At 46.7% G+C, this 13,283-nt stretch carries 10 protein-coding genes; 6 read left to right on the forward strand and 4 right to left on the reverse strand.

Going from position 1 to position 13,283, the window contains the following annotated elements:
* Positions 1–300 precede the first annotated feature (300 nt).
* The 5 genes from xdhA (at position 301) to QMA41_RS10080 (ending at position 7,318) form a co-directional block, all read left to right on the forward strand.
* Positions 301–1,746 (forward strand): xanthine dehydrogenase small subunit, encoded by a 1,446-nt coding sequence (xdhA, locus tag QMA41_RS10060; RefSeq protein ID WP_095559947.1) that lies wholly within the window; start codon positions 301–303, stop codon positions 1,744–1,746.
* Positions 1,739–4,129: a xanthine dehydrogenase molybdopterin binding subunit gene (gene xdhB, locus QMA41_RS10065; protein WP_021455261.1), complete on the forward strand. Its 2,391-nt coding sequence runs from the start codon at positions 1,739–1,741 to the stop codon at positions 4,127–4,129. The genes xdhA and xdhB overlap by 8 nt, the downstream gene beginning before the upstream one ends.
* Before the next feature lie 37 nt (positions 4,130–4,166).
* On the forward strand, positions 4,167–5,018 hold the full coding sequence (gene xdhC, locus QMA41_RS10070) for a xanthine dehydrogenase accessory protein XdhC (RefSeq protein ID WP_281629543.1): 852 nt from the start codon (positions 4,167–4,169) through the stop codon (positions 5,016–5,018).
* Positions 5,019–5,048: 30 nt separating this feature from the next.
* On the forward strand, positions 5,049–6,386 hold the full coding sequence (gene guaD, locus QMA41_RS10075; protein ID WP_006961844.1) for a guanine deaminase: 1,338 nt from the start codon (positions 5,049–5,051) through the stop codon (positions 6,384–6,386).
* 197 nt (positions 6,387–6,583) lie between these two features.
* A complete protein-coding gene (locus QMA41_RS10080; protein ID WP_281629544.1) occupies positions 6,584–7,318 on the forward strand; it encodes a class I SAM-dependent methyltransferase in 735 nt (244 codons plus the stop codon).
* 10 nt (positions 7,319–7,328) lie between these two features.
* Here the strand turns inward: QMA41_RS10080 and QMA41_RS10085 are convergent, their stop codons facing one another.
* The 3 genes from QMA41_RS10085 to QMA41_RS10095 all read right to left on the reverse strand — a co-directional run bounded on the left by QMA41_RS10085 (position 7,329) and on the right by QMA41_RS10095 (position 10,513).
* Entirely contained in the window at positions 7,329–9,431 is a 2,103-nt protein-coding gene (locus QMA41_RS10085) for an ATP-binding protein (protein WP_281629545.1), read from the reverse strand.
* Positions 9,432–9,436: 5 nt separating this feature from the next.
* Positions 9,437–9,937, reverse strand: coding sequence for a hypothetical protein (locus QMA41_RS10090; RefSeq protein WP_281629546.1), 501 nt, complete (start codon positions 9,935–9,937; stop codon positions 9,437–9,439).
* 123 nt (positions 9,938–10,060) lie between these two features.
* Positions 10,061–10,513 (reverse strand): Lrp/AsnC family transcriptional regulator, encoded by a 453-nt coding sequence (locus QMA41_RS10095; RefSeq protein WP_006961848.1) that lies wholly within the window; start codon positions 10,511–10,513, stop codon positions 10,061–10,063.
* 122 nt (positions 10,514–10,635) lie between these two features.
* On the opposite strand from QMA41_RS10095, the gene QMA41_RS10100 reads away from it, so the two are divergent.
* Positions 10,636–11,301, forward strand: a complete 666-nt coding sequence (locus QMA41_RS10100; RefSeq protein ID WP_281629547.1) for a glutathione S-transferase family protein — start codon at positions 10,636–10,638, stop codon at positions 11,299–11,301.
* Positions 11,302–11,339: 38 nt separating this feature from the next.
* Here QMA41_RS10100 and QMA41_RS10105 read toward each other — a convergent pair whose 3' ends face one another.
* Complete coding sequence (locus QMA41_RS10105) at positions 11,340–13,262, reverse strand: methyl-accepting chemotaxis protein (RefSeq protein ID WP_281629548.1); 1,923 nt, start codon at positions 13,260–13,262, stop codon at positions 11,340–11,342.
* Between the last annotated feature and the right edge of the window lie 21 nt (positions 13,263–13,283).

Genomic DNA, 13,283 nt, shown 5'->3' on the forward strand with positions numbered 1-13,283 from the left:
GCATTACCTAAGTCCGGCGCCTTGCCGGACTTTTTGTTTCTCACCATCAAGATTGTACACAAAATAAAATACAATATTAAATTTCTTTGCGTTAAAATTTTTAACGTCAAAACAAAATTTAACATCATTAAATTCATAGACTTACTTTGCCACCACTCTTGTTAATGACACCTTTATCGGTCATTTCATGTTGCAATATTGTAAAATTAAAGTTGACCTTACAGTCAAATTATCCAATTATTGACCCAAAGGTCAGAAAATTATTATTGGAACAATAGTGTCAATGCACAAGGAGGTCTCTTGATTACTTTCCTACTCAATCAAGAACTCAGACAAGAGAGTGAGCTGTCACCAAATATGACAGTGCTGCAGTACCTGAGAACACATGTACAAAAAACAGGTACTAAAGAAGGCTGTGGCTCAGGTGACTGTGGTGCCTGTACCGTAGTACTAGGCGAAGTGATCGAAGGCCAACTTCAGTATCGCTCGGTGAATTCCTGTCTGACGTTCGTATCCGCACTACATGGTAAGCAGCTGATTACCGTTGAAGACTTGCAGAACAAAAACAAGCTTCACCCAACTCAGCAAGCGATGGTCGATTTCCACGGTTCTCAATGTGGTTACTGTACTCCAGGTTTTATCATGTCGATGTTTGCTCTGAGCAAGAACAAACCTGCGGCGAACAAGGAAGATGTCATGGAGTCTCTGGCGGGTAACTTATGCCGCTGTACCGGGTACCGCCCTATTGTTGACGCCGCTTTGTCTCTGGCTTCTGATGAACCATTGATGGACCAGTTTGTTGAGCTGGAAAAAGAGACCATTGCTCGACTAGAAGCTCTTCAGGGGCAACCCGCCAGTCTGAGCCAAGGCAACCTAACAGCATATATCCCTCGTAGCATTGACGAACTGGCTCAAATTTACACTGCAAATCCAAAGGCCAAGCTGGTTGCTGGAGGTACTGATTTGGCTCTTGAAGTCACTCAATTCCACCGCGAGATTGAAACGTTGATCAGCGTAAATCTGGTTGAAGACATGAAAGTGTGTGAAGAAAGTGACGATGCTCTACACATTGGTGCTAACGTTGCGATCAGCGATGCCTACCAACTTCTGACTCAACATTTCTCTGATTTTGGTGAGCTGCTGCATCGCTTTGCTTCTCTTCAAGTCCGTAATCAGGGCACATTGGGTGGCAACATTGGTAACGCCTCCCCTATCGGTGATGCGCCGCCGCTTTTGATTGCACTGAATGCACAAGTGAAATTGCGCCGTGGTAAGCAGACCCGGATCTTGCCGATTGAAGACTACTTCATCAGCTATAAAGTCACCGCTCAGCAGGAAAGTGAATTTATCGAGCAAGTGATTATTCCTAAATCAAAAGCGAACGAAACCTTCCGTGCTTACAAGCTTTCCAAGCGTCTAGACGACGATATTTCTGCGGTTTGTGGCGCATTCAATATTGAGATTGAAGACAATAAAGTCATCAATGCCCGCATCGCTTTCGGTGGTATGGCGGCAACGCCAAAACGTGCAACGCACTGTGAAAATGCGCTATTAGGCAAAGAATGGACACAAGCAACCATTGATGCCGCGATGGCTGAAATCCATAACGATTTTGAGCCACTGAGCGACTTCCGTGCCAGCAAAGAGTACCGCTCAATGACAGCAGCGAACATGCTGCGTCGCTTCTACATCGAGCAGACTCATCACAACAACCAGATCGAAACAAGGGTAACGTCTTATGTCTAACGCACATCATCAGACCATGACTCAAGAAGAGATGGTCGCCATCGTAAAGCAGGATCTGAAAACCGGCGTTGGTAAAAGCGTAAAACACGACAGCGCTCCGAAGCAGGTCACAGGTGAAGCGGTTTACATTGATGACCGCTTAGAATTCCCTAACCAGTTGCACGTGTATGCACGCCTGAGCACCCAAGCTCACGCAAAAATCACCAAACTGGACGTTTCGCCGTGTTACGAATTTGAAGGCGTTGCGATTGCCATCACCCACGAAGACGTACCGGGCCAGTTGGATATCGGTGCCATTCTACCGGGCGATCCACTGCTTGCTGACGGTCTAGTTCAATACTACGGTCAGCCCGTACTTGCCGTTGCCGCGGATGATATGGAAACGGCACGCAAAGCCGCGCAAGCCGCCATTGTTGAATACGAAGCCCTACCGCCAGTACTCGACGTAAAAGAAGCGCTTGAGAAAGAGCTGTTTGTCACTGAAAGCCACCAGCAAAAACGCGGTGACTCAGCGGCTGCACTCGCCAAAGCAAAACACGTGATTGAAGGCGATCTAGAGATTGGTGGTCAGGAACACTTCTACCTTGAGACTCAGGTCAGCAGCGTGATGCCAACCGAAGATGGTGGCATGATCGTTTATACCTCGACACAAAACCCAACTGAAGTACAAAAGCTGGTCGCCGAAGTACTTGGGGTTTCGATGCACAAGGTCGTGATCGATATGCGTCGTATGGGCGGCGGTTTCGGGGGTAAAGAAACGCAAGCCGCAGCGCCAGCGTGTATGGCTGCAGTCATTGCACATCTAACTAAACGCCCAACTAAGATGCGTCTGCCTCGTATGGAAGACATGACCATGACGGGCAAGCGTCACCCATTTTATAACCAGTACAAAATAGGATTTAACGATGATGGCGTCATTGAAGGGGCTGACATCATCGTAGCGGGTAACTGTGGTTACTCTCCGGATCTGTCGAGCTCGATTGTCGACCGTGCAATGTTCCACTCAGACAACGCATATTATCTGGGTGATGCTACAGTGACAGGTCACCGCTGCAAAACCAACACGGCGTCGAATACGGCTTACCGTGGATTTGGTGGCCCGCAGGGGATGATGACCATTGAGCATATCATGGATGAAATTGCCCGCTATCTGGGTAAAGATCCACTCGAAGTCCGTAAAGCGAATTACTACGGTGGTGAGGGACGTAACGTCACTCATTACTACCAGACAGTTGAAGATAACTTCCTGCCAGAAATCACTGAGCAACTTGAACAAAGCAGTGACTATCACGCACGCCGTAAAGCCATCGCTGAGTTCAACAAGCAAAGCCCGATCCTTAAAAAAGGTCTGGCGATCACACCAGTGAAATTTGGTATTTCTTTCACTGCGACTTTCCTGAATCAGGCTGGTGCGCTCATCCATATATACACCGATGGCAGTATTCATTTGAATCACGGTGGTACGGAAATGGGTCAGGGTCTGAACATCAAGGTGGCGCAAATCGTTGCTGAGGAGTTCCAAGTAGATGTTGAACGTATCCAAATCACCGCTACCAACACAGACAAAGTACCGAACACATCACCAACCGCGGCCTCATCGGGCGCCGACCTCAACGGTAAGGCCGCCCAGAACGCCGCACTGACCATTAAACAGCGTCTGATCGACTTCGCTGCCAGTCACTACAAAGTGTCAGCAGAAGAAGTGGTGTTTAAAAACGGTATGGTCGTGATTCGTGATGAAATTCTGACCTTCGAAGCCTTTGTTCAGCTGGCCTATTTCAACCAAGTATCGCTATCGAGCACTGGTTTCTACCGCACACCAAAAATCTACTATGACCATGAGAAAGCGCGTGGCCGTCCGTTCTACTACTTCGCGTACGGTGCCTCTTGTTCAGAAGTCATTGTGGATACCCTGACAGGCGAATACAAAATTCTGCGCGCAGACATTCTGCACGATGTAGGGGCTTCTCTTAACCCAGCAATTGATATTGGCCAGGTCGAGGGCGGCTTCCTGCAAGGTGTAGGCTGGCTGACCACAGAAGAGCTGATCTGGAACGAACAAGGTCGTCTGATGACCAACGGGCCTGCCAGCTACAAGATTCCGGCGATCGCCGATATGCCTATCGAGTTCCACACTCACCTTCTGGAAAATCGAGCCAACCCAGAAGATACCGTGTTTAACTCCAAGGCTGTCGGTGAGCCGCCATTCATGCTCGGCATGTCAGTGTGGAGTGCACTGAAAGATGCCATTGCCTCAGTTGCCGTTGAAGGTGCTATACCTAAATTAGATACACCAGCAACACCAGAACGTGTGTTGATGGCAATCAATGAGGTAACGCAAACGCAACAACAAGTGGCAAAACAGAACACGCAAGAGGTTTAAGCGGTTATTCAAGGGTTTACCGTTCAAGGAGAGACGTATGTTTAAGGACAATTGGATTCATGAACTGGCACAGCTAGAGAAAAACAGTGAACCTTGCGTGATGGTGACCGTATTGGAAGACCGTGGCTCAGTGCCACGGGATGCGGGCACAAAAATGTTGGTCACTCGCGACCGTTTGATTGCCACCATTGGTGGTGGTCATCTGGAGCACATCGCCACCAAAATGGCGCGTGAAATGCTGCTTGCGGGTGAACGTTCACTGAAAGTGGAGCGCTTTAATCTCGGGGCTCGTTTAGGTCAGTGTTGTGGCGGAATGGCAACACTGAGCTTCGAGCCAATTGGAACCGCGCAAAAACATCTAGTGGTATTCGGTGCTGGCCATGTTGCCAAAGCCCTTTTGCATATCGTCTCGACTCTCCCTTTCCGTGTCACTTGGATTGATGAGCGTGAAGACGTATTCCCTGATGAACTCCCTCGTAACGTAACCAAGTTGGTGAGCGATGATCCTGTCGCTGAAGTACGCGACATGTCACCCAATAGCTACTATCTGGTCATGACACACAATCATCAGCTCGATTTTGAATTGGCCAAGGCAATCATTGATCGCGACGACAGTGTGTATTTCGGCATGATAGGTTCACTAACCAAGCGCAAAAAGTTCGACATGCGTTTGGCGCAGCGAGGCTACAGCCCGCAACAAATAAATACGATGATTTGTCCAATTGGAATCAGCATGGTGAATGGAAAACATCCTGCTGAAATTGCGGTCTCGGTTGCGGGTGAATTAATCGCACACTATCAGGGAATTTCGCTTGAAGAAAAACGCCCTACGCCACACAGTAAAGAAGAACAACTGAGCGATTCATCATTGGAAGAGAAAATCGCCTAGCCCCAAAGAGGGCCTTTAAAGGAAGTAAACATGACAACTCAACGTAAAGCTTATCGTGCAAGCCTTCTGCACAGTATTGCTGACCCAAAAGACGTCGGACTGGAAAACTCGTATCAGTTTTTCGACGACGGTCTTCTCGTGGTAGAAGACGGCCACGTCGTCGATATCGGTGAGACAGAAGAGGTGCTTAAAAGGCAGCCAAAGAACCTCAACATCACCGAATATGAAGACAAGCTGATCACATCAGGTTTTATTGACACCCATATTCATTATCCGCAAACCGGCATGATCGCCTCCTACGGTGAGCAACTGCTCGACTGGTTAGAAAACTACACCTTCCCAGAAGAAAGACGCTTCAAAAATCCGGTTTACGCGCATAAAGTCGCGAAGCTGTTCTTCAATGAGCTAGCGAGTAACGGCACCACCACAGCACTCGTGTTTGGTACAGTACATAAAGAGTCGGTCGACGTATTCTTTGAAGAGGCAGAGCGCCGCAACTTGCGTATGATCGCAGGTAAAGTCCTAATGGACCGCAACGCGCCAGACTACCTGACCGATACACCAGAATCTGGTTATGAAGCGTCTAAAGAGCTGATTGAAAAATGGCACAACAAAGGCCGACTGCTTTATGCGGTTACGCCCCGTTTCGCTCCAACCAGCACACCGGAACAGCTGGCGACTGTAGGTAAACTTCTGGAAGAATACCCAGATGTGTACATGCATACCCACCTTTCAGAGAACAAGAAAGAGATTGAATGGGTACTTGAGCTGTTCCCAGAGCGCGACTCTTATCTGGATGTCTACGACCATTACGGACTGCTGCATAAGCGCTCTGTGTTTGCTCACGGCATTCATCTCTCTGATTGTGAATGTCAGCGTTTGGCAGAAACTGAATCGGCAATTGCCTTCTGTCCAACATCGAATCTGTTCCTCGGTTCTGGTCTCTTCAAACTACCTAAACTGGAAGAACATGGGGTTCGCGTCGGTATGGGCACCGATGTCGGCGCTGGTACCAGCTTCTCGATTCTTGAGACGATGAGTGAAGCGTATAAGATCATGCAGCTTCAACAGGAAAAACTGCATCCATTGAAATCCCTGTTCTTAGCAACACTGGGCGGCGCACGTTCACTCCACCTTGAAGACAAAATTGGTAACCTTGAAGTGGGTAAAGAAGCGGACTTTGTCGTGCTGGATTTACATGCAACTCAACTGATGCGTTTCCGTATGGAACAGGCCAAAACCTTGGAAGAGAAGCTGTTTGTGCTGATGAGCCTTGGCGATGATCGCACCGTTTCTAAGACGTACATCTATGGCGAGAAAGCCTATGACGCAGAAGGACGTATCGACGCAAAAAAGTTTGCTAGTTAACTCGGTCTTTGAGTGAAAACGCTCTTGCTTCGCAAGGGCGTTTTTTTGTTCCTCGTATCTTATTGAATATCAAAATCAATCTCAAAATAATAACGTCTGTAATAGTCAAAATAAACACTTATAAAACAGCAACTTAAATACAAAAAATATCGGCACAATAACTGCTAAGTTTCATCATAACAGTGGAGGTGTTGAATATGAGTGAACAAGCTAAGTATCTTGGCCAGAATAAGATTGTTTTATCCAAGGGAGACATTATCGACAAGGAGCTGTTTCACCTTGTCTCAGATATTATCGAACGCTACATACCAAATCCTAACCAAGCACATTTTCTCGATGTCGGTGGAGGCAACGGTAGCTACGCGGACAAACTCATCGGTCGATATCCAGGCTGTCAGGTCACTATCGTTGATCCTGACGAGAATGCATTGAACGAGAACAACCCTAATAGTCGCAAAAACCTGATCCAAGCTCATTACCAAAGCTTCGACTGCTTCTTCAAATACGACTTAATCCAGTTCAACTGGGTACTCAACCATTTTGTCGCACCAACCTACTCCAAGACGCATGAATTACAACTGAAGGGGTTAAAAGATGCTTACCACATGCTAGCACCAGAGGGCATCGTTGTGATTTTTGAGAATCTCTATGAAGGCACGGACCACTCCAATATTCCAGGCAAAAGAATTTATCAGCTCACCTCCTCGACTCTGATTAAAACGCTTGTAGCCAAGTTAGGTTCAAATACTGCAGGGGTCGGAGTGTGTTTTAATTCAGAACTTTTCTGGCGAGAACAACTGATCAAAGCAGGCTTTAGCAGCGTTTTCTCAGCCCACTGCTACGACTTTGGTAACTTAAATCCCATCAAAAAATGGCTGCTAGGTATCGAGAACCAAAGAGTGGGAATGATCGTGGGTGTGAAATCTGATTAGAACTACAAACTCATGCGTGTTTCTCTAACATCCCTTTCAACCACTCTAACTTAAATGGTTTAGGAAGCACGTTATCAAAACCTTGCTCTAGGTAGTTCTGTACATCACTTTCAAACGTGTTGGCGGTCAGTGCGATGATTGCGGTATCTGGTGCAAGGTTGTCACGCTTTATCTGTTTGAGTGCTTCTAACCCATCCATCACCGGCATCTGGATATCCATAAAGATAATATCGAAATGCTCATGATTAAGTAAGTCGACACATTCCTGCCCGTTGTTCACGGTGGTGACCTCTGCCTCCAAGGTTGCCAGCATTTTCTGAGCGACGATTTGGTTCATACGAATGTCTTCAACCAACATAACGGAGACCCCAGAAACGTCGTCCCCACCCACAGTGCGCTCTTGTTTTGAATCCGTTTTAGCCATCGCTTGTAAACAATCGAGCAAACTAAATAAGTCGTACGGCTTACTCAATAATGTCATGTTTTCGCTCGGCGGAAGTGTCGTATTGATATTCCCATACACAATGAGTGTTTGGTCATCACGGCAGTGCGCTTGTTTGAGCGTATTTTCCAAAACATCATCACTGCGCAGATAACATAATACCGAATCCCCATGAGCGTCATACAGCTCCAGCTTGTTAAGCTCTTTGCTAATCAATTCAGTCGCATAGCGGTTATCTGATACTACTCTCACTGATCCTGTCGCCAGCTTGTCACTGACTAAAGGGGCGGAATCAGTAATACTCACGGGGACTTCAATTGAGAATTCACTACCCTCACCCAGCGAGCTTTCTACACTGATAGCGCCACCCAACAAATTCACTAAAGACTGACATATCGACAAACCCAGCCCGGTGCCTCCATACTTTCGGGTAATCGAGTCATCTGCTTGGGTAAACTCCTGAAACACTTTATCCAATTGCTCTTGAGTCATACCAATCCCAGTATCCTTCACCACAATATGCAGCATCCCAGACTCTGAACTAAGAGATATGTGGATCTCGACGTGACCTGATTCCGTAAATTTGAGCGCGTTGTAACCTAAGTTATTGATTATCTGGACGAGCTTAGTTTTATCCGACTTTATCTTATAGTTTCGATCCAAGGATACTGAAAAGAAGACATCTACCGCTTGCTGCTTATCGAAGTTAATAAACACGGTTTTAGAGACATCAATCAGCTCACTGATAAAGAACTCATCACTCTCCAATTTGGACTTACCTTGCTCAATCTTGCTGAGGTCTAACACGTTGTTAATCAGCTTAAGCAAGTGCTCACCTGAGCTGTTGATCATCGAAAGGAAGTGTCTGGTTTGCTCATCAGACGATTGGTAATACTCTTTCTGACTCAACCCAATAATTGCATTCAGAGGAGTACGCATTTCATGAGACATGTTGGCGAGAAATCGGGCTTTCGCAATGGAGCTTTGCTCAGCGTTTCGCTTCGCCTCTTCCATCACCTTGGTTCTTTCCTCTAGGTCTTTACTTAACCGAATCTGGTGTAGATACATCCATGAAATCACACCAATCATCAGCATGGAACACAACAAAATGATGCCTAAATAAACATACTGTTTGTTATAGAAAGATTCTTTGAAATCGAGAAACTCGATCTGTTGACGTTGTACTTCGGCAACAAAGTCAGCTAAGTAAACATTGAGTCTCGAATAAGTACCATCAATACGATTTATCACTGTATCGATGTTTTCCACATTGGTAAGGCTAAGCTGGTCTATCAAGTCGAAAACAGATCGAATGTCCTCAACAACTTGCTGAAGTTCATCCACGTTACCAAATTTTTCATGAACACGATTGGTTCGTTCAGCGAGGAGGTCCTGCAGGATACTCGACTTATAAATTCTGGATTTAAATTTGAGTTTTGACAGGCTTTTCTTATCTCTAAGGGCGGAAAAGGAAAGCACTTCAGATTTTACGAACAGCAGTTTTGTTTTAGCTGAAATGTTGTTGTTGATTATCGTAACGTAAGGCTCAGAGGATACATTTTTGATTTCTGTTACAGAGTAAAAAACATAGGCAATGACCAACAAAAGCAGAGAGCACAATGCCGAAATAATCACAACAAAGTAACGTCCCCTATCCCAAAACCGTTCCATACTGCTTACTCGATAACAATCTCTCGAACTTGCCACACGGACAGGCTATAAAACAGATCGTTTTGGATCTCGGGGTTATCAGTGAAGGGGAATACAACGAAGAACGGACCCTTACCATCAATGGTCATTTTGATGCCATCTTCATGCGTCGCAAGCAAAACACCGTATTTTTTGATGTCTGACATCGGAATGCTGACCACATATTCATCCCAAGCAATGACTTTGACCGTCGAGCCTTGAGCACCCACATAATCCAACACAGCACTCATTTTCGGTCCTTTGTATTCGACAATATCAGAAACCACATGGTTATTGGTCTTAATCGTTCCTTGCTCAAGTTGCTTTATCATCGCGGAATCGAACTCAACACCATCGGCAGTGTTGGATTTGGTAATCTTTCCCGATACCCAAAGAATTGGGTCACCTTCCGGAACCGGCAGAGCGTAAACCACATTGGATAACATCAAACCAACCACCAAAGTGCTAAACCAAGTTGTTCTGCACATAGAGACCCCTCGAATATCCCGCTTCAATCATTCACACTATTTATCAGTGTTCAGAATCAGTATAGACAAGGATTCATTAAATGCCTTTTCAAGCCTTTGAAGTCAAAACAAAAGCTGCACATTTCACACAGGAAGTTCAAGACCAACTTTGCCCGGTTGAATCACGACTTTGGTCGAAAACTTTTTGATATTTTGGTTGGACATAAACAGACGCCTCGATAGTGCATCATAGGCCTTCATATCCTGAGTGACGACAATGACGACAAAATCCACGTCGCCCGCTACGTAATAAAACTGCTGAACCTGAGACTCAGCTTCAAGCGCGTGAATAAACTCATCTAGCGCAGTTTCTCCACCACGCTCCAGAGTGATATCTACCAATGTGGTGATGAATCCCGGCAGTTGACTAGCATCCAGCACCGCCACTTCTTGCTTGATCACCCCCTGTTGTTTGAGTTTTTTGATCCGCCGCTGACAGGCCGATGGTGATAAACCAATCTCAGCACCTAATACTTCGCTACTGATTCGACTGTTGTTCTGAAGAGCTCGAAGAATGTGATGATCAAAAGCATCCATGCCATTATTCCGCGTATAATTGAGTTATACGCCTTTTTATAGGCGTTTACATGTCGATATTCAAGCGAACTAACAGCGGAGCAACCTTATAATAGGGCCATCATCATCAGAAAGGACGCAACATGAAACGCATTCTCTACAGTGGTAATCGCAATGCCTCTAGCTGGGCATTCAGGGCTTGGTTGGCGTTAAAAGAACAGGGGATTCCTTTTGAAGAGCGGATTATCGACATTCGCCGCCCGCAACGTTGGGAAAACCTGCAGCATATCGGCACCTTTTCTCCACCGGCAGCAGTGCCCGTGCTGGATGACGATGGCCTGATCATTTTTGACTCACTGGCGATCGCAGAATACGCCAGTGAACTCGGTGAAGGTAGTTTGTGGCCAGAGGACATTGGCGCACGGGCGAAAGCCAGATCGTTTGCCGCCTGGCAGCATTCCACTTTTGGTCGTGTCTGCTCAGCATTATCGTTTGAAAGCTCATTTTATCCCGACAAAAGAGCTCTGAGCCAAGATGAGACAGCGCAAATTGAAGCCATTTATCAGCTCTGGAACGACACCATTAACGAGTACCGAGGGCATTACTTGGTAGGAGGGTTTTCCATCGCCGACATTATGCTGTTGCCTTCGGTAGTGCGTTTCTCTTCTCATCTTGAGGCCGATGAACGATGGCCTCATACCCAACGTTGGTTCAGGGAACTTCTCAATCGCCCATACGTAAGAGAATGGCTAGATGAGGCTTCCCAGCAGGAGCCTATCTATCTGCCTGGCTATCACAACGATCCCTAGCCTCCAATAAAAAAGCGGCCTTATGGCCGCCTTACGAGTTAGAACTTGAACTTCGCCACCAGCTGGCTGAGAGAATTCACATTGTCTTTCAGATCGGCACAATGATGGGAGGTTTGATTCACCATCTCAGTGTTGCTGCGTGCCACATCAGCAATACTCGAAACATGCGGAGCAATTTCATTGATAACCTGAGACTGCTCATTGGTCGCAGTGGCGGTCTGGCTACTCAGCTGGTGAATCTCATCAACAAACTGATTGATAGACTCTAAGTGCTTCTCTGAAGCCTGAGCGGCGGTTAAACACGCTTTACCGGTACTGTGACTCTGGCCAACTTCTTTCACCACCGTATCGCTGAGACCCTGAAGATTTTCGATAATGGTGCGAATTTCACTGGCTGAATCCTGCGTGCGTGACGCTAATGTGCGCACTTCGTCCGCTACCACAGCAAACCCTCTCCCCTGATCTCCCGCGCGAGCTGCTTCTATCGCCGCATTGAGTGCAAGCAAATTGGTTTGCTCCGACACGCCGCTGATCACATCCAGTACCGTATCAATGGCGTTGATATCATTAGAGAGCTTTTCAATACTCTGACTACTCTGATCCAACTGGCGACTCATCGCTTCGGTATGAGAAAATGTGTCACTGACCGATGACAAACCATGTTTCACTTCTACTGTCGCTTGCTGCACATTGTCTGACGTATTGTTGGCATTGCTGGCGATCTCTTCCGAGCTAGCGCTCATTTCATGGATCGCTGTCGCGACTTGGTCAATGTTCTGCTCCTGCCCTTGGATCTGATGTTTCATCTCACTGGCTTGAGAATCAATATGATCAATGGTTGCCACCAAATCAGCGCGCGAGCGGTCGATCTCTTGCAAGACATTGCCCATATAAGCAACAAACTGGTTGTAACCACGGGCAATGCTGCCGACTTCGTCATTGCGGCTTTCGTCCAGCCTTTGCGTCAGGTCACCACCACCGCCGCCGATTTCCAGCAGCAAGTCTGCCGTGGCCGACAAAGGTTTAAGCAGCGTATTGGTCATATAAGCACTAATGACAATAAATAGTAAGGCCACCACCACACCGATGTAAGTCATGGTCTGAATAAACTGATTCAGCTCCGCCAGCACTTCACTTTGAGGCTGAAGAGAAACCAGTGTCCAACCGAGCTCTGGCAAAGCAATAAACCCGACAATCATGGCGCTGCCGTTCACTTCAGCTTCAATAATGTGTGAGTCTGTGTCACTGAGTTTACCCAGCTCCGCTGCCAATTCTCGCAGCTGTAAGTCGTTGAGTGATTTACCAACCATATTGGCATCTGCGTGAATTTTCACTACTCCTTGATTGTCGACCAGCATCAGTTGACCTTGCTCACCCAGCGAGTAGTTTGCGACGGTTTTCCCCATATTTTGTAGTGACAAGCCAATCCCGGTAACACCAATACGCTTGCCTTGTTGCATCACCACATGGTTAACAAACACAGTCGCTACACCAGTAGAGTCATCGACATCAATCGATAGCTCGACTTTCTTGCCACTGGCGAGAAAACCATAAAACCATTGGTCATCACTAGACTGCGCCGACATGTCTTTCAATTTGCCGGTCGGAGTGTAGTAGCTGCTATCAACGGTATTGACGTAGAACGCCGTCAGAGCACCAAACTGCTGCTGAATACGGCTAAGGATATCGACGATTTCTGCACTACCCTCACCTGTAAATTCGGTCAGTTGGGAAAGCTCCGACATCACATCTGCGATAACCAGCGGTTTCTCCAACTCAAGCTTAATTTTGTTACTCACTTCTCCCAACGAAGCCGGAAGCTGCTGTGAATAGGTTTGGTCGAGAATGATCTTACGACCTTGGCTCACGGTGGTACTGATCAGTACGATGATCACCAGAACCACTGCCAATACTGTCGCCAGTATGGTTTTGTGTCTGATGCTGATGGCTAATTTCGTCACATCTAAATCCTTTTATAATTG

This window comes from Vibrio sp. St2 (assembly GCF_947311885.1).
GTDB classification, from domain to species: Bacteria; Pseudomonadota; Gammaproteobacteria; order Enterobacterales; family Vibrionaceae; genus Vibrio; species Vibrio coralliilyticus.